Source organism: Nocardioides sp., from assembly GCF_050699375.1.
GTDB lineage: Bacteria > Actinomycetota > Actinomycetes > Propionibacteriales > Nocardioidaceae > Nocardioides.
The window spans coordinates 1-22,372 of the sequence record NZ_JBOHDN010000330.1 but is presented as its reverse complement, the minus strand read 5'-3'; the positions used below and the strand labels follow the sequence as shown (position 1 = coordinate 22,372).

The 22,372-nt window shown below is 69.8% G+C and carries 17 protein-coding genes and 2 riboswitches; of the genes, 4 read left to right on the top strand and 13 right to left on the bottom strand.

Annotation, left to right across the window (positions count from 1 at the left end):
• Positions 1 to 4: 4 nt before the first annotated feature.
• From ACRDPS_RS22705 to ACRDPS_RS22695, 3 genes are all read right to left on the bottom strand, one after another.
• A complete protein-coding gene (locus ACRDPS_RS22705) occupies positions 5 to 925 on the bottom strand; it encodes an SIS domain-containing protein (protein ID WP_431503934.1) in 921 nt (306 codons plus the stop codon).
• Positions 926 to 1,020: 95 nt separating this feature from the next.
• On the bottom strand, positions 1,021 to 1,800 hold the full coding sequence (locus ACRDPS_RS22700) for a DeoR/GlpR family DNA-binding transcription regulator (protein WP_431503933.1): 780 nt from the start codon (positions 1,798 to 1,800) through the stop codon (positions 1,021 to 1,023).
• Positions 1,801 to 1,854: 54 nt separating this feature from the next.
• Positions 1,855 to 5,721 carry an endo-alpha-N-acetylgalactosaminidase family protein gene (locus ACRDPS_RS22695; RefSeq protein ID WP_431503932.1) on the bottom strand — a complete coding sequence of 1,289 codons (3,867 nt, stop codon included), beginning with the start codon at positions 5,719 to 5,721 and terminating at the stop codon, positions 1,855 to 1,857.
• A 113-nt stretch (positions 5,722 to 5,834) separates the two neighbouring features.
• On the opposite strand from ACRDPS_RS22695, the gene ACRDPS_RS22690 reads away from it, so the two are divergent.
• Positions 5,835 to 7,655, top strand: a complete 1,821-nt coding sequence (locus ACRDPS_RS22690; RefSeq protein ID WP_431503931.1) for a glycoside hydrolase family 35 protein — start codon at positions 5,835 to 5,837, stop codon at positions 7,653 to 7,655.
• 30 nt (positions 7,656 to 7,685) lie between these two features.
• On the opposite strand, the gene ACRDPS_RS22685 is transcribed toward ACRDPS_RS22690, so the two are convergent.
• Positions 7,686 to 9,149 (bottom strand): L-serine ammonia-lyase, encoded by a 1,464-nt coding sequence (locus tag ACRDPS_RS22685; RefSeq protein WP_431503930.1) that lies wholly within the window; start codon positions 9,147 to 9,149, stop codon positions 7,686 to 7,688.
• 57 nt (positions 9,150 to 9,206) lie between these two features.
• Positions 9,207 to 9,308: riboswitch (glycine riboswitch) on the bottom strand.
• 1 nt (position 9,309) lies between these two features.
• Positions 9,310 to 9,405: riboswitch (glycine riboswitch) on the bottom strand.
• 145 nt (positions 9,406 to 9,550) lie between these two features.
• Here ACRDPS_RS22685 and ACRDPS_RS22680 point away from each other — a divergent pair.
• A complete protein-coding gene (locus ACRDPS_RS22680; RefSeq protein ID WP_431503929.1) occupies positions 9,551 to 9,916 on the top strand; it encodes a DUF4345 family protein in 366 nt (121 codons plus the stop codon).
• 35 nt (positions 9,917 to 9,951) lie between these two features.
• On the opposite strand, the gene ACRDPS_RS22675 is transcribed toward ACRDPS_RS22680, so the two are convergent.
• Positions 9,952 to 10,410 (bottom strand): nitroreductase family deazaflavin-dependent oxidoreductase, encoded by a 459-nt coding sequence (locus ACRDPS_RS22675; protein ID WP_431503928.1) that lies wholly within the window; start codon positions 10,408 to 10,410, stop codon positions 9,952 to 9,954.
• Between the two features lie 72 nt (positions 10,411 to 10,482).
• A complete protein-coding gene (locus ACRDPS_RS22670; RefSeq protein WP_431503927.1) occupies positions 10,483 to 12,063 on the bottom strand; it encodes an FAD-dependent monooxygenase in 1,581 nt (526 codons plus the stop codon).
• Between the two features lie 85 nt (positions 12,064 to 12,148).
• Between ACRDPS_RS22670 and ACRDPS_RS22665 the strand changes: the two genes are divergently transcribed.
• The gene (locus ACRDPS_RS22665; RefSeq protein ID WP_431503926.1) at positions 12,149 to 12,469 is read left to right on the top strand and encodes a YciI family protein; all 321 of its coding nucleotides are present in this window, start codon (positions 12,149 to 12,151) and stop codon (positions 12,467 to 12,469) included.
• Between the two features lie 211 nt (positions 12,470 to 12,680).
• Positions 12,681 to 14,375, top strand: coding sequence for a dihydroxy-acid dehydratase (ilvD, locus tag ACRDPS_RS22660; protein WP_431503925.1), 1,695 nt, complete (start codon positions 12,681 to 12,683; stop codon positions 14,373 to 14,375).
• A 227-nt stretch (positions 14,376 to 14,602) separates the two neighbouring features.
• On the opposite strand, the gene putP is transcribed toward ilvD, so the two are convergent.
• The 7 genes from putP to ACRDPS_RS22625 form a co-directional block, all read right to left on the bottom strand.
• Positions 14,603 to 16,111, bottom strand: coding sequence for a sodium/proline symporter PutP (putP, locus tag ACRDPS_RS22655; RefSeq protein ID WP_431503924.1), 1,509 nt, complete (start codon positions 16,109 to 16,111; stop codon positions 14,603 to 14,605).
• Between the two features lie 139 nt (positions 16,112 to 16,250).
• Positions 16,251 to 16,925: a GntR family transcriptional regulator gene (locus ACRDPS_RS22650; RefSeq protein WP_431503923.1), complete on the bottom strand. Its 675-nt coding sequence runs from the start codon at positions 16,923 to 16,925 to the stop codon at positions 16,251 to 16,253.
• Between the two features lie 24 nt (positions 16,926 to 16,949).
• Positions 16,950 to 18,422: an FAD-dependent oxidoreductase gene (locus ACRDPS_RS22645; RefSeq protein WP_431503922.1), complete on the bottom strand. Its 1,473-nt coding sequence runs from the start codon at positions 18,420 to 18,422 to the stop codon at positions 16,950 to 16,952.
• Entirely contained in the window at positions 18,415 to 18,690 is a 276-nt protein-coding gene (locus tag ACRDPS_RS22640) for a (2Fe-2S)-binding protein (protein ID WP_431503921.1), read from the bottom strand. The genes ACRDPS_RS22645 and ACRDPS_RS22640 overlap by 8 nt, the downstream gene beginning before the upstream one ends.
• On the bottom strand, positions 18,687 to 19,844 hold the full coding sequence (locus ACRDPS_RS22635) for an NAD(P)/FAD-dependent oxidoreductase (protein WP_431503920.1): 1,158 nt from the start codon (positions 19,842 to 19,844) through the stop codon (positions 18,687 to 18,689). The genes ACRDPS_RS22640 and ACRDPS_RS22635 overlap by 4 nt, the downstream gene beginning before the upstream one ends.
• A gap of 2 nt (positions 19,845 to 19,846) precedes the next feature.
• Positions 19,847 to 20,848 carry a proline racemase family protein gene (locus ACRDPS_RS22630; RefSeq protein ID WP_431503919.1) on the bottom strand — a complete coding sequence of 334 codons (1,002 nt, stop codon included), beginning with the start codon at positions 20,846 to 20,848 and terminating at the stop codon, positions 19,847 to 19,849.
• Complete coding sequence (locus ACRDPS_RS22625; protein WP_431503918.1) at positions 20,845 to 22,308, bottom strand: aldehyde dehydrogenase (NADP(+)); 1,464 nt, start codon at positions 22,306 to 22,308, stop codon at positions 20,845 to 20,847. Before ACRDPS_RS22625 ends, ACRDPS_RS22630 begins: the two co-directional genes overlap by 4 nt.
• Positions 22,309 to 22,372 lie beyond the last annotated feature (64 nt).

Here is a 22,372-nt window from a genome sequence, read left to right as displayed (position 1 = left end):
CGCTTCACTCGGGACGGTCGGCAGCCGGGTTCAGGATGATGGAGCGCGTGAGGCCGCGCGGCGCGTCGGGGTCGAGCCCGGCCAGACGGGCACGCGTCCCGCAGAGCAGGTGCACGCGCACCAGCTCGGCGAGCGGGTCGACCTCGTGGTGCACCAGGTCGGCGCCCGTGGCCGCGACGTCCTCGGCGAAGCCCGGCACCAGATCGCCGAAGGCCCACACGACCCGGCCGGGGGCGCTGATCGAGACCGGACCGTGCCGGTACTCCATCATCGGGTAGGACTCGGTCCACAGCTGCGCGGACTCCCGGAGCTTGAGGGCCGCCTCCTGCGCCACTCCGTTGGTCCAGCCTCGGCCGACGAAGGTGACCTGCTCGGCGGTCGACGCCGCACCGAACGAGCCCTCCCCGGCGTCGATGATCTGCCGGGCCTGCTTGGCGGCCAGGCTCAGGTCCTCACCGAGGTGCCAGCGCAACATGGCCAGGGAGGTGGTCGCGAAGCGGGTCTGGACCACAGACTTCTCGTCGACCTCGGCCATGAGGATCGGCTCAGCGAGCTCGAGAGCCGGAGTCCCGGGAGAGGACGAGATCACCGTCGCCGGAATCCGGCCGCGGACCTGAGCGAGCAGCTCGACGATCTCGGTCGTGGTCCCGGACCGGCTGATCGCGAGCAGCCGGTCATAGCCCCGGTCGATCCGGGCCTCGGTCGGCGTCCAGGCGTCGGTGATGCCCTGACCCTGCTCCTCGCGGAGCGCGGCGTAGGCCTGCGCCATGTAGAGCGAGGTGCCGCAGCCGATGACCGCGACCCTCTCCCCCGCCTTCGGCAGTGCATCGCCCGATCGTTCGGCGGTGCTCCTGGCGGCCATCCAGTCGGCCGGCTGCGTCGCCGTCTCGGATGCGAGATGCGTCGTCGGTGTGGATGTGGTCATGGCGTCGGGTCACCCTCCGATGTGTTGCCGGGCTGGACCCGAATCATCTATCGCTTTGCGCGTTTTTGTCAATAACACCCGTCAAATGATCAAAATCAGTCAGTGGCAACCACGACCTCCGTCCCAGCGTCAGCCAGTGCGGTCGCAAGCGGCTCGGGCACCGCCCGGTCGGTGACGAGCATGGAGATGCTGGCGAGGTCGTGGATGCGCGCGAAGGTGGGATGCTCGAGCTTCGTGCTGTCGGCGACGACGATGGTGCGCTGCGCCGCCGCGATGAGGTCGGCGCTGATCTTGGCCTCGGCCGGGTGGATCGTGGTGAGGCCGGCACGAACACTGATGCCGTCGACGCCGAGGATCGCGGTGTCGATGTGGATCTTCGACAGCACTCCCTCGCTCAACGGGCCGACCAGCTCGTAGGACTGGGTCCGCGCGGCCCCGCCGGTCACCACGATGTTGACGTTGGGCCGGATCGAGAGCTCGTAGGCGATGTTGAGCGCGTTGGTGACCACGGTGATGCTCTCGTCCTCGGCCAGGTCAGGATGGCGCCCGATCGCGCGCGCCACCTCGCTGGTGGTCGTCCCGCCGTTGAGCGCCACCGTCTCGCCCGGCACGAGCAGGTCGGCGACCGCTGTCGCGATCGCACGCTTCGCGTCGGCCTGGCGGCCGATCTTGTACTGCAGAGGCAGCTCGTACGCCGAGCCGAGTGCCGTCGCGCCGCCATGTGTCCGGGTGACCAGCCGCTGGTCGGCGAGGTGCCCGATGTCGCGGCGGGCGGTCGCCGCCGAGACACCGAGCGTACTCTCCACCTCCGCGATCGAGACGTGCCCGTGCTCGCTGATCAGCTCGAGCAGCTGGTTGAGTCGCTGTTGCCTCATGGGCTCCCTTCCTGGGTCCCGGACAGCCTACGCAGATCCGGCGGCTCAGACCGCTCAGGCGCCGCACTGGAAGGTCGCGTCGGCCCAGTCGGCGTGGTCGTTGCCGTTCCCGTCACCGGCATCGCCGGCCACCAGATCGACATACTCGGCGCCGGTGATGTCGGCCGTGATCGACTCGGTGGCGCTGGCCGGCCCCAGGGTGCCGGTCTCGCTGACGGTCCGACCGTCCGCGACGACGGAGAACCTCACCGAGCCCCGCGAGGTCTGTACGTCGTCGACCCCGACGTCGGCGCTGAAGGCGGTGCAGTTGCCGGCCAGGTAGTAGCGAACCTTCGAGACCGCATGCGCTCCCAGCCCCTTGGCGTAGACCTTGCCGGCGAGCGTGATCGGCCCACCGTCACCGGCGCCGTTCTCCCCCACGCTGGTGTCGCGCTCCACCGGCCCCCAGCCGTTGGTGGCCGAGATCCAACCGAGGTCGCTGGCATAGGTGTCCGCGGTCGGCGGGGGCGGCGCGGTCTGCACCGTGGCCGAGCGGGTCACCGTGCGCGTCTCGCCACCGACGTCGTACGTCGCGGAGCCGACGAGCTGATAGCTCGACTCGGCCGCATCTGCCGGAGGCGTGACCTTCCAGGTCACCGAGTGGCTCTTCCCGGGAGCGAGCGAGTCGAAGGCGGCCGGGGTGGTGGCCTCGGCCGTCCAGCCCTCCGGCACCTCGAGATCGACCTTCCCGGCGCCGGTCTCCGAGGCCTCGTCGCTGGTGAGCGTGGTGGTGACCTCGCCGGCCGCGCCCGGCAGCAGCTTCTCCTCACCGGCATCGACGGCGAGGGTCGCGCAGGCCGGCAGGTCGCCGGCAGGACCGAGGTCCTCGACGGTGAAGTCGTCGATGCTGATGTCTCCGTTCGCGCCGTTCTCGTCGACGGTCCGCAGACCGACCCAGTAGTCGCCGCAGCCGCCGGCCACGAGCTCCTCGCTGAACCGGGTCGTCTCGACCTGCTTGCCGATCGGGCGAGCACCTACCTCGACCGAGCGCGGCTCACCGCTCGCGACCGAGTCATAGCCGGTCACCCACTCGTAGTCGTCGGCCCTCGCCGTCTGATGGTCGAAGGAGACCCGGTAGCGGTGGCCGGGCTCGAAACGTACGGTCTGCGGGACCGTCCGGTAGACGAGGCCGCCGTTCTCCGCGTGCGACTTGAGCGACCAGTCGCCGCTGATCACGTCATCGGTGACCTTGCCGTTCCAGCCGCTCTGGGTATACGGCTCGTGCCGCTCGGCCAGATGGGTACGCGGGTCGGTGACGCCGCCCGAGGTGCCCTTGACGAACGGGGACCAGCCCTGGACGACCTCCTCGAAGTCCTCCTCGACGATGACCTTCGCCTTGGACGCGGCCGGCAGGTCGCGGTCGACCGCGACGACACGTACGTCATCGAGCCGGACCCGGCCGGAGCCTGCCTCTGCGGAGATCTTGACGGTGGCCGTGCCGTCACGGCCGGCGTCGAAGGGCACCTCGACCCGCTGGAAGTAGGTGCTGTGCAGCTCGTCGGCGGCAACCAGGTTCTTCGCGGTCGAGCGCTCGACCCGGTTGGTGTAGGTCTTCCCGCCCGAGGTGACGGAGACCGAGGTGGCGCGGCTGTGGCCGGGCTCGACCTCCACCCAGACCCCCAGCGCGTTGCGTCCGCTCTTCAGACCGTGGAGGCGCTGGCTGATCGTGGCTTTCTCGCCACCGTCCAGGACGGCGACCTGCTGCCCGGTCGAGGTGCGCCCGGTCGTGGCCGGCCCGCTCGGGTGCCACGCCTCGAGGTTGCCGGCGTTGAAGCCGGGGTCGACGATGTGGCTGCCCTGACCCCACCGCGCGTCGAGTGAGCTGCCGGGAGCCTTGGTCAGGACGTACGCCGTCCCGGCCTTCGCCTCGAGGGTGACCTTGCCACCGCGGACAGGCACGCTGCCCGCCTCGACCCGGCCCTGCTCGGTGAGCTCGTAGACGTTGAGCCTTCCGGAGCTGCTCCACGCGTCGGTCAGCGTCCAGGTGGTCCGGCCGCCGTCGGTGTTGTAGTGGTAGAGCTTCGCCTCGTCCTGCTCGGTGCCGGCCCGGCCCTGCCACGGGAGGAGGTAGGCGTCGCCGTCGAGCACGAGGTCGTCGTCCTGGTAGATCTTGCGGGTCTTCTCGGTCTCGCCTGAGTTGACCACGCGTACGCCGCCGTCCTGGACGATCTCGTCGCGGCCCCAGCGCAGGATCGGGTTCTTCTGCAGATACTTCGTCGGCAGGTTCGTCCGCCAGATGTTGTCGTAGAAGGCATTGATGTCGTTCTCGCCGGTCCACCCCTCGAACTCGACGATCTCGGTGTGCCCGAGCAGCTTGTCCGGGTTCCAGGTGTCCTTCTGCCCGTTGCGTACGAACCGGATCATCTGGCTGTTCAGGCCCTTGTTGGTGGCCCCGCCGTAGGACTCGTCGTTGGCCCAGTGGGACCAGAGCGCATCCTCCTCGAAGTGGTAGGACCACTCGGTGCCGATGTTCCAGCCCTGCCCGCGCAGCTCCTGGGCGAGCCGCTCCTGCAGCCAGCCGAAGGAGTAGTAGACGTCGATGTAGAGGAAGTCGAGGTTCTCGTGCGCCTCGCGGCGCAGCTGGGCGAAGCGGTCCACGATGTTCTTGGTCGCGAGGTCGGTGCGCTGGTCGATGTAGTAGGACTGGTCGATCCAGTCCCAGCCGGGCTTGTCCTCCTCGACGAGCGTCTCGTCGAAGGTCTTGGCCTCGGGATAGGCCTCGGTCGCGTTGACATGGACCCCGAAGTCGGCGCCCCACTTCTCGCCCTCACGGGCAAGCGTGTTGAGGTCGTCGAGCCCGCCGGCGCGGGTGTTGTAGTTGCCGCCGTAGTCGGGGTGCGCGGAGTCGTGGCCCTCGGAGCCGTAGCCCTTCAGCACCGCCAGCTGGCCCAGCCCGTCGGTGGCCAGCGAGACCCGCTTGACGTCGTCCAACGTACGCAGGAACGGATGGGTCGCCTGGCTGGCGAAGTTGAACGGGATGTGGGTGACCACCCGCTCGGGCGTCTCCTCCGCGCCGTTCATCGGCCGCTGGATGTCGCGCAGCGCGATCGCGCCGTCCTGCCAGTCGACGGCCTCGTCACCGTTGGCGTCGGGGGTGATGGTGACCTTCGCCCACGGAAGCTCCTCGGTGTAGGGCGAGCCGGTCGCGCGGTAGGTCCACTGGCCGCTCCACAGACCGACCCGGCGGCCACTGTCGGTGGCGCTCACGCTGCGCCAGATCCGGCCACGCTCCTTGGTCGAGTCGCCGCCGCTCTGGTCATAGACCGAGTTGGTCTCGATGGCCGCGGCCAGCTGGTCGGTGTCGACGATGGCGTACGCAGATCCGACCGGTTTCTCGGTCGTGGCCAGGTCCGCGGTGACCTCGGTGTGGGTGTCCCCGTCGGTGGTGCGGTCCGCGCTCACCACCGCCGTGTTCACGGTCGCGCCGGCCTGGTCCGAGCTGACCGAGAGCAGATCGTGCCCGGGGATGTCGAGCGTGCCGACCCGGTGCTCGTCGGTGTCGGTCACCTCGGTGACCGCGAAGGTGACGACGTCGCCGGCCACCTCGAGCTTCGCGCCCAGCTCGACGCCGGGCAGGTCGGCGAAGGTCAGCCGGTAGGTCGCCGTGTCGGCGTCGACCTGCTCCCCCGTCACTGTCGCCGCGTGTGCGGCGCCGTCGATCCGTACGGAGGTGGGCGGGATCGCGGCGCCACCGATCTCACCGCCGGCTCTGTGCCGGTAGCCGAGCACGGCCGGGAAGTCCTCGGCCACCTGCACGCTCAGCATCGGTGAGGACAACGTGAACACGGCCGCGGGGGCGGCATGGCTTTCGGGCGCGATGGCGACCACGCCGGCGAATGCCGTCACGGACGCGAGGAGGGCTGCGGGGGAACGCTTCGACATCGTGACTCCCAAGAGGGGTGGGTCTGACGAGGAATGCCCATCATGCAGAGTTTTGCTCGAATCGGCTAGGTTTTGCGCAAAAGTCGTCAGGCCTTGCACTTACGCTTGTCCACGTGACTGCAGCGAAGGCACCCCGCCGTTCCCCCGTTCTCAGCTGGCATGACGGCGAGTTCTCGAAGCACGGCGTCCGCCACCGAATCCTGTCCGGGTCCGTCCATTACTTCCGCATCCACCCCGACCAGTGGGAGGACCGGCTGCGGCGGGTCGCCGCCACCGGGTTCAACACCGTCGACACCTACGTCGCCTGGAACTTCCACGAGCCGGACGAGGGGTCCCCGGACTTCACCGGACCGCGCGACCTGGCCCGCTTCATCACGATCGCGGGTGACCTCGGACTCGACGTGATCGTGCGCCCCGGGCCGTACATCTGCGCCGAGTGGACCAACGGCGGGCTGCCGTCGTGGTTGACCGCCCGCACCCGGGCACCGCGCAGCAGCGACCCGGTCTACCAGGATGCGCTCTCGCGCTGGTTCGACGTCCTGCTCCCCCACCTCGTCCCGCTCCAGGCCGGTCACGGCGGGCCGGTCGTGGCCGTGCAGGTGGAGAACGAGTACGGGTCCTACGGCGACGACGCCGCTCACCTGGCCTGGCTCCGGCAGGGGCTCCTCGACCGCGGCGTCACCGAGCTGCTCTACACCGCCGACGGCCCGACCGAGGTCATGCTCGACGCCGGCATGGTCGAGGGCACGCTCGCCGCGGCGACCTTCGGAAGTCGCGCCGAGGAGGCTCAGGCGATGCTGCGGTCGAGACGGCCCGGCGAGCCCTTCCTGTGCGCCGAGTTCTGGAACGGCTGGTTCGACCACTGGGGCGAGAACCACCACGTACGCTCCCCCGAGAGCGCCGCCGCGACGCTGCGCGAGATCGTCGACCTCGGTGGCTCTGTCAGCGTCTACATGGCGCACGGCGGCACCAACTTCGGGCTCTGGGCGGGCGCCAACCACGACGGCCGCCGGATCCAACCCACCGTCACCAGCTACGACTCCGACGCCCCCGTCGGCGAGGACGGCCGGGTCTCGGAGAAGTTCCGGCTCTACCGCGACATCCTGGCGCTGGCCACCGGGCGCACGGTAGACGAGCTGCCCGCCCTGCCGGCCACCCCTGCACGTCTCCCGCGGTCTTCCGCCCCGCTCACGCCCGGTGCCGACCTGCTGTCGCTGGTGACCCGCCGACCCGCGACCCGCGCGGCTGGACCACTGAGCTTCGAGGAGCTCGGCGTCGACACCGGCCTGGTGACGTACCGCTCCTCGGTCACCCTCCCCAGCCACGACGTCCATCTCAGCGTGCGCGGTCTGCACGACCGGGCGTACGTCTTCCTCGACGGGCGCGCGCTGGGCACGCTCGAGCGCGACGACGCCGAAGCTGCCGTGCTGACGCTTCCCGGCCTGGGCAGGGTCGCCGAGCTGACCCTGGTCGTCGAGGCGCTGGGCCGGGTCAACTACGGCCCGCTGCTCGGCGAGCACAAGGGGATCCTCGGCGGCGTCCAGGTCGACCGGCGCCTCGTCCACGGCTGGGAGCACCACCTCGCACCCCTCGACCGCTGGAGCACTCACGACATCGACGGGGTCGCCCGTGCCGTCATCGAGGTCGGCGCGCCCGCCGACGGCTGGCTCGCCGTCCCCGGCGAAGGCGACCGGTTCATCTGGCTGAACGGCACTCTGCTCGGCAGGTTGTGGAGCCGCGGACCCCAGCGACGGCTCTACGCGCCCGCTCCGCTGTGGCGTCCCGGCGCCAACCAGGTGGCCGTCCTCGACCTCACCGGGCCGGCGACGTACGTCGAGGTGCACCCGGACCCGGACTTCGGGCCGACCGAGGAGTACATCGAGTCGCTGCTGACCGGCTCGGACGACGCCGACGGGGTTTCGAGACCCGACTGACGCGCCCTGAGCCGGCGCGCCTCGCAGACCTCAGCACTCGATGACGTTCACCGCGAGGCCGCCACGAGAGGTCTCCTTGTATCGGGCGTGCATGTCCTTGCCGGTGTCTCGCATCGTCTTCAGTGCCTTGTCCAGGCTGACCTTGTGGGAGCCGTCGCCGTTGATGGCGAGCCGAGCGGCGTTGATCGCCTTCACGCTGGCGATGGCGTTGCGCTCGATGCATGGGATCTGTACGAGCCCACCCACCGGGTCGCAGGTGAGCCCGAGGTTGTGCTCGATGCCGACCTCGGCCGCGTTCTCCACCTGCTCCGGGGTGCCGCCGAGCACCTCGCAGAGGCCGGCTGCGGCCATCGCGCAGGCAGAGCCGACCTCGCCCTGGCAGCCGACCTCCGCGCCCGAGATCGACGCGTTCGTCTTGCACAGGATGCCGACGGCGGCCGCGGTGAGCAGGAACCGGACGATCCCATCCTCGATCGCGGCCTCGTCCAGTCCTGCCTCCGGTGCCACGAACCGCACCCAGTAGTGCAGGACGGCGGGGACGATGCCGGCCGCGCCGTTCGTGGGGGCGGTGACGACCCTGCCGCCCGAGGCGTTCTCCTCGTTGACCGCCAGCGCGAACAGGTTGATCCAGTCCATGACGCGCAGCGGCTCCTGGCTACGGGAACCGGAAGCGAGGTCGCGGTATAGAAGGGGCGCACGTCGTGGCACGCGCAGGCCGCCGGGGAGCACACCGTCGGTCACGGGGTCCCGGTCGCAGCCGGCCTGCACGCAGTCCGACATCACCCGCCAGATCTCCAGCAGGCCGGCGTACACCTCTTCTCGGCTGCGCCAGGTGAGCTCGTTGGCCAGCATGAGGTCGGAGACCCGGAGCCGCTCTCGCGAGCAGGTGCTGAGCAGCTCGGCACCGGTCGTGAACGGGAACGGGAGCGGCGTACGGTCGGGGACCACTCGATCGGGGCCGGCGGCCTGCTCATCGACCACGAAGCCACCACCGACGGAGTAGTACGTCCGCTGCCGGCGTACGTCCCCGGAGCCGTCGAAGGCGGTGAACACCATGCCGTTGGGGTGCGCGGGCAGGCTTTTGCGTCGATGCATCACCAGGTCGGCGTCGGGCCGGAAGCGGACCGGTCGCACCCCTGCGAGCAACAGCTCGCCGGCCTCCCGGATCGCCGCTGTGCGCCTGGGCGATTCCCGGGTGTCGACCGTGGCCGGCTCGGCTCCTTCGAGTCCGAGCAGGACCGCGCCCGCCGAGCCGTGACCGTGGCCGGTCGCACCCAGCGAACCGAACAGCTCGGCCTTCACCCGCGTGACGGCGTCCAGCTGTCCGTCCTCGACGAGGCCGTCGATGAAGGTCTTCGCAGCGCGCATCGGTCCCACGGTGTGCGAGGAGGACGGTCCGATCCCGATCGAGTACAGGTCGAAGGCGCTCAGCGACACGGCGCCTGCCTGGGGTGCTTGGCGAGGCGGAGCGATGGATGTCTCGAGTGATGTCATGGACGGGAGGCTCCCTGCTGGAGGGTGCCGCCGGAGCGGCACCCGAGGATGGGGTGACCTCCCCGCTCTGTCATGGGTACCTGAGAGCTTCACCGCCCGGTGAGGGCGGCTTGCACCGTGGGTGCAGGATCCATCCGGACCCTGGCTTTCCAGAGGTCGCCTCACCACAGCGGTAACGGGGCCTGAGAGATTCTGGGGAGGTTTGCTCCTTCGGCGCTTAGCCCGGGATGGGCGAAGACTCTCCCGCTGCAGTTCGATCGGCGTATGTGAAGTTGTCGGACCAGCGTAGTCCGCGCACGCGCAACCCGTGTGGCGAAGGCCACTTCTGCCCCTGAACCGGCCGCGTTGTCGACGCCCGCGTCATGGTTCGATGGTCGACACCACATCTCATGAGGAGCACCATGGCCACCTTGACCATCGCCGCGGTCGGCGTCTTCTTCCTCGCCATGGGGACGTACGCCCTGGCCAGCCCGGCCGCACTGGTCGCTCCGTTTCGTCTCTCGGCCCAGAGTCCCGAGTCCCGCTCGGAGGTCCGCGCGGTCTATGGCGGGTTCGGCATCGCGATGGCCGCCGTGCTTGGGGTCGCCGCCCTCGACCTGGGCGACATCCGCGCCGGTGCTGTGCTGACCGTCGGCCTGGCCCTGATCGGGATGGCGGTCGGCCGGCTGGTCTCACGCCTGTTCGACACGGTCGTGGGGTTCTACCCGATCTGGTTCTACTTCGGGGTCGAGCTGATCTGCGGGACGGCCCTGCTGCTCTGTGCCTGACCGTCTCCGTCCGCAGCTCGCTCGAGTCGCTCGAGTCACTCGAGCGTCAGCGCCACCATCGGCAGTCCCTCGACCTCGTGGCCGACGGCAGTCTCGATCGCGCCACGCAGGCGCTGCCACGCTTTCGGATGCGCCACCTGATAGCGGCCGAGAGCCGCGGCGGACTCCTCTTCCGAGAGGAACCGAGCCCGCGCCGAGACGTTGGTGCGGGCACCGATGCTGACCCGACAGGCAGGCTCGGCCCGCAGGTTCTGATACCACTGCGCCCTGGTTCCGAAGCCGCTGACCACGACGATCTCGTCCGTGCTCGGGCGCTCGACGACCTCGAGGCACACATACCGGGGAGCCCCCGAGCGCCTTCCGACGTGCTCGAGCATCAGCATCCGCTGACCGAGGAGCCACCCCGCGCGATGTCGGTAGAGCCAGATCGGCGCGCGCACCACCGCGCGTGTCTGCAGGAGCCGGGACACAACCGAGTCGATCAAAGACGTCACCGGCCGGACCTTACCCATCTTCGATGGGTCCGAGCCTTCCCATTCGACAGCCTTCCCAATCGACGCATACAGCTACGCATCGAACAACGATTCGAGATATCTGCGGAGACCGTCGAGGTCGGTGCCGCCGGCGCGGTAGCCGACGTATCCGTCGGGCCGGACCAGGTAGTGCGCCACATCGTCCTCGCCCAGGCCGAGGCGGCCCAATGCCAGGCCGGTCGGGTCGGCCGATACGCCGGGCCTTGCACTGGCGCTGAGTCGTACGCACTGGACCTGGGGCCATTCAACCCCCGGATCGTGGTCGGTCCAGCTGTCGGCCGGCCCACACAGCAGTAGCGCGAACTGCGTCGGCGACAGCCGGCCGTGGAGCGTGCTCCGGGTTCCGTCCACGGTTACCGGACCATCGGGCAACCGGTCGCCGGCACGCGGGCCACGACGCAGTCGAGGGCGCCCCTCGACCGACAGCGGACTACGCCGGTAGCGGATGCTCAGCTGGGAGATGGTCCGGAACCCGGCCCTGCGGAGCGTCCCCACCCGCGCCACGACCGGCACGACGACTGCAGGGACCCGAGGACGCAGGTAGCGCACGACCGGGTCGCTGGACGTCGCCACGCGGAAGGCCCTGTTGGTCATCCTCAGAACCGCGTCCGCGACCGGGATCCGCTCGCGCTCATAGCTGGCCAACAGGTCCGCTGTGGCCGACCCTCGAGACACCAGGGCGAGCTTCCAGCCGAGGTTGACGGCGTCCTGGATGCCGGTGTTCATGCCCTGCGCACCGGCGGGGCTGTGGATGTGGGCGGCGTCGCCGGCCAACAGGACACGACCCTTGTGGAACTGGTCGGCGCGTCGGCTGTGGACGGAGAAGCTGGTCAGCCAGACCGGGTCATGCAGCACCACAGGATCCTGGGTGTACCGCCCGACGATGGCCTGCACCGATTCCAGCGTGGGCTCGGCGGCCCGGTCTGCCTGAGGGACCATGGTCAGGAGCCGCCACGTCGCCGGCGAGCCCAGCGGGAAGAAGAACATCATCCCCGCGTCGCTCAGGTAGGCATGAATACGTCCCGCCTGCAGGCCGTCCGCCTCGAGATCCGCGATCACGAAGGTCTGCGGGAACGCCATCCCGGAGAACCCGATCCCGGCACTGCGCCGGACCGCGCTGTGTGCGCCGTCGCACCCCACGACGTACCTGGCCCGGATCCGATCCTCGCCCCGCGGCGCCCGAACCGTGCACGTGACCTCATGGTCGGACTGGACCAGGTCGAGCAGCTCGATATCCCGTTCGACCTCCATCCCACGCGCAGCGAGGCGGTTCACGAGGATCCGCTCGGTCTCGGCCTGGGAGAGGAACAACAGGAAGGGGTACGCGGTCTCGTCGAGCCCCTCCTCGAACAGCCTGACCTGCGTGCTGCGCTTGCCCGAATGCAGCAGCAGGACCGTCGCCGGATCACCAGCCGCCACCAGCTCCTGCGACACGCCCAGTGGTGCCAGGACCTCCAGCGTCCGGGCCTGGATCGCCAGCGCCCGCGACTCGTGAACCGCATCCGGCGCACGGTCGACGATCCGGAAGCTGACCCCAGAGGCGCGCAGCTCGGCAGCAAGCGCCAACCCTGTCGGACCGGCACCCACCACGAGCACGTCCACCAACGGCTCCACTCTCCAGACGCTACCGCGGTCGAGCGGGGTCTGAGGCTGACGTATTCACGTTGCGCGCGCAGCGGCGGCCAGCGAGTCTCGGCCCTTGGAGTTCTTCTGCTATCACCGCGACCGCCCGGGATCGACGCCGCTGCGGACCCAGATGGTGGAGCATCATTGGACCTACATGGACCAGTTCGCCGCAACGATGATCGCCCGGGGCCCGACCTTCACCGGCGACGAGACACTGACCGGAAGCGCGCACATCCTCGACCTCCCCGACGCCGCCGCGGCTCGCGCCTTCGCCTTCGCCTTCGCCTTCGAGGAGCCCGGCTATCAGGCCGGCGCCTATCGTGACGTGCTGCTCCGGCGGTGGCACAACACACTCGGTCGCACCATGTGGGACTTCGGCGGGCGGCAGGCGTAAGAGGCACACCCCGTCCGATCCGATAGTCCTCATGCCACGCCTCCGGCGCGGCCAACTTCACCATCCAGGACATCCTGATCCGGGCAGGCGACCCACGTCTCGACCGCAGGCGCCGGCGGCGTTAGCGGCGGGAGGACGTCAGCGTCCTGGAGGCGCGCGCGGGTTCAGCAGACGCTTACTTGCCCGACCGGTCACAGATAGCCTCGTACCTGTGAACGCACCCAGTCCCAACACCCCTGACATCAAACCCCGGTCGCGCGCCGTCACCGATGGCCTGGAAGCCACCGCCGCCCGAGGGATGTTGCGGGCCGTCGGCCTTGGGGACGACGACTTCGCAAAGCCGCAGATCGGCGTCGCATCGTCGTGGAACGAGATCACCCCCTGCAACCTGTCCCTCGACCGGCTCGCGAAAGCGGTGAAGAACGGCGTACACGCGGCCGCCGGCTACCCGCTGGAGTTCGGCACCATCTCCGTCTCCGACGGAATCTCGATGGGCCACGAGGGCATGCACTTCTCGCTGGTGTCGCGCGAGATCATCGCCGACTCGGTCGAGACCGTGATGAGCGCCGAGCGGCTCGACGGCTCCGTACTGCTCGCGGGCTGTGACAAGTCGTTGCCCGGCATGCTTATGGCGGCTGCCCGGCTCGATCTCGCCTCGGTCTTCCTCTACGCCGGCTCGACCATGCCTGGGCAGGTCGACGGCCGCGACGTCACGATCATCGACGCCTTCGAAGCGGTCGGGGCCTGTATCGCGGGGAAGATGAGCCGCGACGAGGTCACCCGGATCGAGAAGGCGATCTGTCCTGGCGAGGGCGCCTGCGGGGGTATGTACACCGCCAACACGATGGCCGCCGTCGCTGAGGCGCTCGGCATGTCGTTGCCCGGTTCGGCCGCTCCCCCCGCGGTCGACCGACGCCGCGACGGCTTCGCCCATCGCTCGGGCGAAGCGGTGGTCGGGCTGCTGCGGAAGGGCATCACCGCGCGTCAGATCATGACCAAGGAGGCCTTCGAGAACGCCATCGCCGTCGTGATGGCCCTCGGCGGTTCCACGAACGCCGTGCTGCACCTGTTGGCGATCGCCAACGAGGCCGAGGTCGACCTGGATCTCGACGACTTCACCCGGATCGGAGAGAAGGTCCCCCATCTCGCCGACCTCAAGCCGTACGGCAAGTACGTCATGAACGACGTCGACAAGATCGGCGGGATCCCGGTGGTGATGAAGGCGCTCCTGGACGCGGGGCTGCTCCACGGCGACTGCCTCACGGTGACCGGGAAGACCATGGCGCAGAATCTCGCCGAGCTGAGCCCGCCCGCGCTCGATGACGACGTGATCCACTCCTTCGATCGGCCGATCCACCGCACCGGCGGCCTCACCATCCTGAAGGGCTCGCTCGCACCGGAGGGGGCTGTCGTCAAGACGGCCGGCTTCGACGACACGGTCTTCCGTGGCACCGCCCGAGTCTTCGACGGGGAGCGGGCCGCGATGAACGCCCTCGAGGAGGGCCTCATCGTCGCCGGCGACGTCGTGGTCATTCGCAACGAGGGCCCGAAGGGCGGCCCGGGCATGCGGGAGATGCTGGCCATCACGGGAGCAATCAAGGGTGCTGGTCTCGGGAAGGATGTCCTGCTGGTCACCGACGGCCGGTTCTCCGGAGGAACCACGGGCCTCTGCGTCGGCCACATCGCCCCAGAGGCCGTCGACGCCGGCCCGATCGCTTTCGTACGCGACGGCGACCCCATCATCCTCGACGTCCTCAACCGCACTCTCGATGTCGGGGTGGAGACCGAGGAGCTGGAGCGGCGGAAGGTCGGCTGGGAGCCGCTCCCGCCGAATCACCCTCGCGGCGTGCTCGGCAAGTACCGCCGAACGGTGCAGTCTGCTGCGGTCGGCGCCGTCACGAGCTAGTGTCCCGCACCTCAATTCCGCACCATAAGTCGCACGCTGCGCACGCACCTCGCTGCGTTGGCATCGCTCGGAAGACACCCGGTATGCCGGCGCGACGCCGCCTTGCGATGCACGCACACATCGCACGACTCATGGCACGGACTCTCGGCGCGGGACACTAGCCCGGTTGTTCGGCCCGACCGAGCCAGGGACCCATCTGGGTCCCTGGCTCGGTCGGCGCTGCCAGGTCAGACCCGCGCCGGGTCCTCCCGAGGGCCCTCGGCGTCAAGCATCCGGATGGCCTCGTCGAACTCGGCGTCGATGGCCGGGTTCTCCCGGTAGGTCGCCAGGCTGACCACCACCGCGACGATCGCGTTCAGAGCAAAGCCCGGCACGATCTCGTACATCTGCGAGCTGAGGGCGTCGATGTTGCCCCAGACGATGACCGTCACCGCCCCGGTGACCAGACCCGCCAGCGCGCCGGCAGCGGTGAGCTTCCGCCACCACAGAGCCAGCAGGATGATCGGGCCGAAGGAGCCGCCGAAGCCCGCCCAGGCGTAGGAGACCAGGTCGAGTACGGTGCCGCTCTTCGGCCAGGCCAGCACGGCCGCCACGATGGCGATCCCGAGCACGGCGAGCCTGCCGAACATGACCAGCTGACGATCCGACGCGTCGTTCTTGAAGACCGCCTTGTAGAGGTCCTCCACCAGAGCCGAGGACGTCACCAGAAGCTGCGAGGAGATCGTGCTCATGATCGCGGCGAGCACGGCGGCCAGCATGATGCCCGCGACCAGCGGGTGGAAGAGGATCTGGCCGAGCGCGATGAAGACCGCCTCCGGGTCGCTGAGCGTCGCGTCGGTGTTCTGCTGGAAGTAGGCGATGCCCACCAGAGCGGTGCCGACGGCACCGAAGAGGCTCAGCAGCATCCAGCCGATACCGATCCGCCGTGCCGCACCGGCCTCGCCCGCCGAACGCAGCGCCATGAACCGGACGATGATGTGCGGCTGTCCGAAGTAGCCCAGCCCCCAGGCGACGGCCGAGATGACACCGAGGGCGGTCGCCCCTTCGACCATGCTCAGCCGCGACGGGTCGACGGCGCGGATGCTGTCCAGGGTCTCGCCGGGACCGCCGGTCACGAAGACGCCGACCACTGGCACCAGCACGAGGGCGAGCAGCATGATCGTGCCCTGCACGAAGTCGGTGTAGGAGACCGCGAGGAAACCACCGAAGAGCGTGTACGCCACCACAACCGCGGCAACCACCAGCATCCCCGTGTGGAAGTCGGTGTCGAAGGAGCTCTCGAAGAAGATGCCGCCGGCCACCATGCCCGAGGACACGTAGAAGGTGAAGAAGACGAGGATGACGGCCCCGGAGGCCATCCGCAGCAGCCGCGAGCTGTCCTTGAGCCGGTTCTCCAGGAAGCTGGGCACGGTGATCGAGTTGCCCGAGACCTCAGTGTAGGTCCGCAGCCGCGGGGCCACGATCTTCCAGTTGAGCCAGGCGCCGATGGTCAGGCCGACAGCGATCCAGCCCTCCATCAGGCCGGTCGCGTAGATCGCACCGGGCAGGCCCATCAGCAACCACCCGGACATGTCCGAGGCGCCGGCACTCAACGCACTCACCATCGGGCCGAGGTCACGGCCACCCAGCATGTAGTCGTCGAGGTCGCTGGTGCGCAGGTAGGCCCAGAGGCCGATGCCGAGCATCGCGGCCAGGTAGGCCACCAGCGCGATCATTTGGTAGGTCAGGTCTGACATCAAGACTCCTCGATCTGGAAAACGCCGCAGAAACCTAACCCACCGGCCGCTTCTGACTGTGATCGGCGTCGCACCACATCGCTACGGTACGTCTGCGGCGGCCTGTCACCGGCGGGGTCGGGCGTGGTCGGTGTCGGGGTCAGGAGCGCTCGGGCCGCGCCCAACGGCCCCGGGTCTGGCTGATGTGCGCCCGCATCAGCCGTTCGACCCCTTCGGGGTCGTTCGCCTCGATCGCGTCCAGGATGAGGTCGTGCTCCCGGGCGGACTCCTCGAGCTCACCACCGTCCAGGGAGGCCAGGCCGTAGAGCCGGGTGTGCAACCGGAGGTCGGCGATCAGGGCGCTGACGCGCGCATTCCCCACGTAGCCCAGCAGCTGGAGATGGAAGGCGTGGTCGGCGTCGGTGTAGGCCACCAGGTCGCCGGCGAGAGCACCGTCGACGATCGCGCGCGCCAGCTCCCGCAGCTTCGGCATGTCCTCGGCAGGGAGCTCTGCGGTGACCTTGGCAGCCAGCGGAGGCTCGATCAGCATCCTCAGCTCGGTGATGTCGTCCAGGTCCGCTTCGTCCATGGTGGTGATGCGGTAGCCCTTGTTGGGCACCGTCGTCACCAGGTTCTCCCGGACCAGATCGAGCATCGCCTCACGCACCGGGGTCGCGGAGACGCCGAACTTGGCCCCGAGCGCCGGCGCGGAGTAGACGTCCCCGGGTTCGAGCTCTCCGGACACGATCGCCGCGCGGAGCGCGCGCGAGACTCGCTCGCGCAGGCTGACCTTCTCGAGCTGCTGCAGATTCGTGATGTGCACCGACACTGTCATCTCCTGATTCCGGACAGTGCGATCTTAGGCGTCATTGTCATGTGACGTGGCACCGTCGGTCCCGGTCGGCGCGGTGGCGAGCGTCTCCAGCGTCACCGGCGCCGCGAACGTACGCTTGGCGAGCGGGGCGAGATCCGACGAGGTCAGCGCCTCGCCGACCGGTTTCGCCAGCTTCGCCGCGGCGAAGCCGCAGACCCGGCCCTGGCACCAACCCATCCCCGGGCGCGCCAGCAGCTTGACCGTCCGTGCGTCCGTGGCGCCGAGCTCCTCCGTCGCGTCGCAGATCTCACCGAGCGTCGTCTCCTCGCATCGGCAGACGGTGGTCTCCGGCCGCAGCCAGTCCTGCCATCCGGTGGGCACCGGGTGGGCGCGATGCATCGTGGCCGCGAACCGGCGTCCACGGGCGATCTGCCGCTGCAGGTGTCGCACCTGTGGCTCGGAGACCTGGCGTCCGGCGTCGCGGCTCGCCGCCAAGGCGGCGAGCTCACCTTCGGCGACCGCGAGGAGCGCGCCTCCGACCCCGGTCGCCTCGCCCGCGACGTACGCGCCGAGGACATCGGTGCGCTGCCAGTCGTCGACCTCGGCGACCAGCGACTCGTCGACGTCCACCCGGGTCGAAGCCCCGACGGCGGTGATCAGCTCCAGGGACGGGGTGAAGCCCCATCCGAAGGCGACCAGGTCGACGTCGAGATCCGGGAGGCTGACGTCGGTGCGCAGCCGGCCGTCGCGGTCCAGCCGCCCGAGACCGACCGATCCGACCTCGGTCTCACCGTGGATCGCGGCGACCACCGTGCGCATCCGGTAAGGGATCCGGTGGCGCGCGAGCAGCGCGGCGTACTCGACCGCCTCGAGCGCCTTCGACGGCACCGCTGCGGCACCGAGCGGGCTTCGCGCCCATCCGGAGAGCGAGCCGGCTTCGCAGACCGCGACGACCTCGGCACCCGCCTCGGCGAGCCCGGCGGCGACCGGCAGCAGGAACGGCCCGGTGCCGGCGACGACCGCACGCCGCCCGGCCACGCTCCGGTGTGCCTTCAGCAGCGCTTGCACACCACCCGCGGCCATCACGCCGGGAAGCTCCCAACCAGGGACCGGCAGCTGCCGGTCGTAGCCGCCTGGGCACAGCACCAACGCGTCCGCACGGACCTGCGGGAGCCGGGTCTCGCCGTGGGTCGCGGTCAGATGGAGCGCGAACCCTTCCGCCAGGTTCTCGACGAACCAGACCTGGTGCCCGGAGACGAACTCGACGCTGCCGGCTGACCCCGAATCGACCTCGAGTCCACGCAGCCGGGCCCGCAGGTCGGTGAAGCGCGACCACAGATGCTGGCCACGGCCCTCCTCCGGTCGCGGGTGCAGCTCGTCGGGATGGCGCCAGAACTGACCCCCGGGCTGCGTACCGGCATCGACCAGCGCGACCCGCAGGCCGCGCTCGGCGGCGGTGACGGCGGCGCTCAGCCCGGCAGGACCCGCCCCGACCACCGCGAGATCGAACCTAGCCACGCGTGCTCACCTCCCGCAGTCCGCCGCTCTCGAGGCGCATGCCGTCGCGGACGGGCACCAGACAGGCGCGCTGGTTCGGGCGCCCGTCGACGGCCACGAGGCAGTCGAAGCAGACCCCGATGCCACAGAACAGGCCGCGCGGCCGGTCACCCCGCCGGGTGCTGCGCCAGGAGCGGATCCCGGCGTCGGTGAGCGCGGCGCCGACGCTCTGGCCGGCGACGGCGGTGATGGCGACACCGTCGAAGGTGAGGTTCACCTGCTCGGTCATGACACCTCCTGGAGGCTGAACCGTTCCGGTCGGAACGATGTGATGTCGATGGTGGGCGTCGCCCCGGTCATCGCCTCGACCAGCAGCTTGGCGCTTCCCACCGAGAGCCCGATGCCCGCGCCCTCGTGTCCCGCGACGTGGGCCAGGCCGGGCGCTCGCGGGTCCGTGCCGATCACCGGGAGGTGGTCGGGACAGTAGGGCCGGAACCCGAGATAGGTACGCATCAGGGCGACCGCGGCCAGGCTCGGGTAGAGCGCCAGCGCCTTGCCGGCGATCTCGCGCAGCGCCGGCAGAGAGACGGTCCGGTCGAAGCCGACGCGCTCACGCGAGGACCCGATCAGCACGGTCCCTGACCGCGTGCCCTCGATGACGGTGGAGGTCTGCAGTCCTTCGTCGGAGCTCTGGGTGCTGGCGACGTACTCACCGGCGTAGACCTTGTGGAACACGGTCGGCGGCAGCGGTTCGGTCACCAGGATGAAGCCGCGGCGTGGCAGGACGGGCACCTCGACTCCGGCCAGGGCGGCCATCTCCCCCGCCCAGGTGCCGGCGGCGTTTACGACATGTCCGGCGGAGATGTCACCACGGTCGGTGCGGACTCCGGTGACTCGGTCGCCGTCGCGGAGGAACCCGGTGACCGTGGTGCCGGTGCGTACGCGTGCGCCGTGCTCGCGGGCCAGCCGGAGCAGGTGGGCGGCCATCAGCATCGGCTGGACCTGGCAGTCCTGAGGGTAGAACGCGGCGCCGGCCAGCTCCGGGGTCAGGTGAGGCTCATAGCCGTGGATCTCGTCGGCCGCGACGTCGTGCACCTCGATCCCGCTCGCGCGCTGCCGCTCTGTCAGCTCCGTCAGCCCGTCCATGCCGCCCGGGGTGGCGGCGACCACCAGGCCGCCCTTCTCCTCGAACTCCCACAGGCCGCCGAACTCGCCGAGGTCGTCGCGCCACACCTGGTGCGAGAGCAGGGCGAGATCGAGCTCGGGCCCGGCCTCCTTGTCGGAGACCAGCAGGTTTCCCTCGCAGGCACTGGTGGTGCCGCTGACGATCGAGCCGCGCTCGACGACCTCGACCGTGAGGCCGGCACGCGTCGCGAACCAGGCGGTCGCGGCTCCGAGGGCTCCGGCGCCGATGACGACGACGTCGGGGTGCGTACCGGACATCGTCACAGCTCGAACCCGGCCGGGAACGGGTCGTCGGGGTCGAGCATGTACTGGGCCGTTCCGGTGACCCAGGCCCGGCCGGTGATCGTCGGGACGACTGCCTCGATGCCGCCGGCCTCGGTCTTCTCGACCAAGCGTCCGGTGAAGGTGGTGCCGATGAAGGACTCGTTGACGAAGTCGGTCTCGAGGGCGAGCTCACCGCGCGCGTGCAGCTGCGCCATCCGGGCACTGGTGCCGGTCCCGCAGGGCGACCGGTCGAACCACCCGGGGTGGATCGCCATCGCATGCCGCGAGTGCTGCGCCGTCGAGCCCGGTGCCTTGAGATAGACGTGGTGACAGCCCGAGATGTCGGGCCGCTCCGGATGGAGCGGACGGTTCTGCTCGTTGATCGCGTCCATGATCGCCAGCCCGGCCTCGAGCAGCCGGCCCTTGGCCTCCCGTTCGAAGGGAAGGCCGAGCTTCTCCAGGTCGACGACGGCGTAGAAGTTGCCGCCGAACGCCATGTCGTAGCCGACGCTTCCGTACGCCGGGACCTCGACGCTCTGGTCCAGACCCAGCACGAACGACGGGACGTTCCTGATCGTCACCGACCGGGCATGCCCGTCCTCCACCGCGACGTCGGCCACCACCAGGCCCGCCGGGGTGTCGAGCCGGATCGTCGTGACCGGTTCGACGACCGGCACCATCCCGGTCTCCACCAGGACCGTCGCCGTTCCGATGGTGCCGTGGCCGCACATCGGCAGCAGCCCGCTCACCTCGATGAAGAGCACCCCGAAGTCGGCGTCTGGGCGGGTCGGCGGCTGCAGGATGCTGCCGCTCATCGATGCGTGCCCGCGGGGCTCGCACATCAGGAACGTACGCAGCTCGTCGTTGTTCTCGATGAACCATTCGCGCCGCTCGGCCATCGTGTTCCCGGGGAAGACGCCGACACCGCCGGTGACGACGCGGGTCGGCATGCCCTCGGTGTGGGAGTCGACGGCGTGGATGACGCGGGTGGTTCTCATGCGGTCACTCCTGGGAAGAGCCGGCCGTCGATGCGCCGGTCGATCGGGTGGTGCGGGCTGTCACGGAGCTCGTCGGGAAGCAGCGTGTCAGGGAAACCCTGCCAGGCCACCGGCCGGACGAAGCGGCTCAGCGCCGCGGTCCCCACCGAGGTGGTGCCCGGTGCAGTGGTCGCGGGGTAAGGACCCCCGTGCTGCTGGGCGTAGGTCACCGAGACACCGGTCGGCCACTGGTTCCACAGCACCCGGCCCGCCTTGCGGGCGAGGGTCGAGACCAGCTCTGGGACGATCGCATCGTCGGCCTCGCCGGCGACCGTCGCGGTGAGCTGGCCGTCGAGGGCGCGAGCGACCTCGACCAGCTGTTTCTCGTCGCGGTAGGTCGCCACGACCGCCGTCGGGCCGAAGCACTCGGTCAGGATGCCATCGACGTCCTCGAGGAGTACGTCGGTGGTGGTCGCGAGCAGGTTAGGGGCGGGCGGATCGGTCGGCTCCCGGTCACCACCGGCGAGCGCGGTCACACCAGGCCGCTGGAGGAGCTCGTCGAGGACATTGCGATGACCGGCCACGATGCGGTCGTTGAGAAGCGGTGCCGCCGCCGGGAGAGCCGCCGCGCCGAGGTTCTCGACCAGATCGGAGCCGGCCGGCGCGAGGAGCACGCCGGGCTTGGTGCAGAACTGTCCGGCACCGAGCGTGAACGATGCGAGGAACCCGTCAGCGATCTCCTGGGCTCGCCGCGTCGCCGCTCGCTCGGTGACGAAGACCGGGTTCACGCTGCCGAGCTCGCCGTAGAACGGGATCGGCTCGGGTCGTGCCTGGGCGAGGTCGAACAACGTACGTCCGGCGGGGATCGAGCCGGTGAAGGCACCGGCCTTGATCTCCGGATGGGTCAGGATCGCCCGCGCGTCCGACGCCTCCTCGACGAGGCCGAACAGTCCGTCCGGGGCGCCTGCCTCCCGCAGCGCGTCGGTGACGACCTCGGCGGTCGCGATCGACAGCTCGGGATGCCCGCCGTGAGCCTTGATGATCACCGGACACCCCGCCGCTAGGGCGGATGCGGTGTCGCCACCGGCGACGCTGAACGCGAACGGGAAGTTCGAGGCGGCGAACACGATGACCGGTCCCAGCGGCATCGCCGTGCGCCGCAGGTCCGGGCGGGGTGCGCCCATCGGCCAGTCGGCGTCGGCGTGGTCGATCCGGACGTCGAGATGTTCCCCCGCGGCGGCGGACTCGGCAAGCAGGCGGAGCTGGAAGGTCGCCCTGGTCAGCTCCCCCCGCAACCGCGGCTCGGGCAGGTACGTCTCGGCGATGGCAATCGGCACCAGGGTGTCGGCGGCTGCGTCGAGCGCATCGGCGACGACGTCCAGGACTGTGGCGCGGTCCGCGGGCGCCGTCTGCGCCCAGATCTCGCCGGCACGGACTGCGTCGGCGACGAGGCGTTCGCGGGCGACGTCGGTCATTTCCATGCTCTCGGTTCTCCTCAGAAGTCGGTGGGTGGGGTCTGCCGTCCTGACCAGGATCGGTCAGGAC

Coding starts and splice junctions, on each gene's coding strand:
- ACRDPS_RS22650 (WP_431503923.1), bottom strand. CDS start 16,925: ATGACAGTGTCGGTGCACATCACGAATCTGCAGCAGCTCGAGAAGGTC.
- ACRDPS_RS22685 (WP_431503930.1), bottom strand. CDS start 9,149: ATGACATCACTCGAGACATCCATCGCTCCGCCTCGCCAAGCACCCCAG.
- ACRDPS_RS22705 (WP_431503934.1), bottom strand. CDS start 925: ATGACCACATCCACACCGACGACGCATCTCGCATCCGAGACGGCGACG.
- ACRDPS_RS22630 (WP_431503919.1), bottom strand. CDS start 20,848: ATGAGAACCACCCGCGTCATCCACGCCGTCGACTCCCACACCGAGGGC.
- ACRDPS_RS22680 (WP_431503929.1), top strand. CDS start 9,551: ATGGCCACCTTGACCATCGCCGCGGTCGGCGTCTTCTTCCTCGCCATG.
- ACRDPS_RS22695 (WP_431503932.1), bottom strand. CDS start 5,721: ATGTCGAAGCGTTCCCCCGCAGCCCTCCTCGCGTCCGTGACGGCATTC.
- ACRDPS_RS22640 (WP_431503921.1), bottom strand. CDS start 18,690: ATGACCGAGCAGGTGAACCTCACCTTCGACGGTGTCGCCATCACCGCC.
- putP (WP_431503924.1), bottom strand. CDS start 16,111: ATGTCAGACCTGACCTACCAAATGATCGCGCTGGTGGCCTACCTGGCC.
- ACRDPS_RS22635 (WP_431503920.1), bottom strand. CDS start 19,844: ATGTCCGGTACGCACCCCGACGTCGTCGTCATCGGCGCCGGAGCCCTC.
- ACRDPS_RS22700 (WP_431503933.1), bottom strand. CDS start 1,800: ATGAGGCAACAGCGACTCAACCAGCTGCTCGAGCTGATCAGCGAGCAC.
- ACRDPS_RS22625 (WP_431503918.1), bottom strand. CDS start 22,308: ATGGAAATGACCGACGTCGCCCGCGAACGCCTCGTCGCCGACGCAGTC.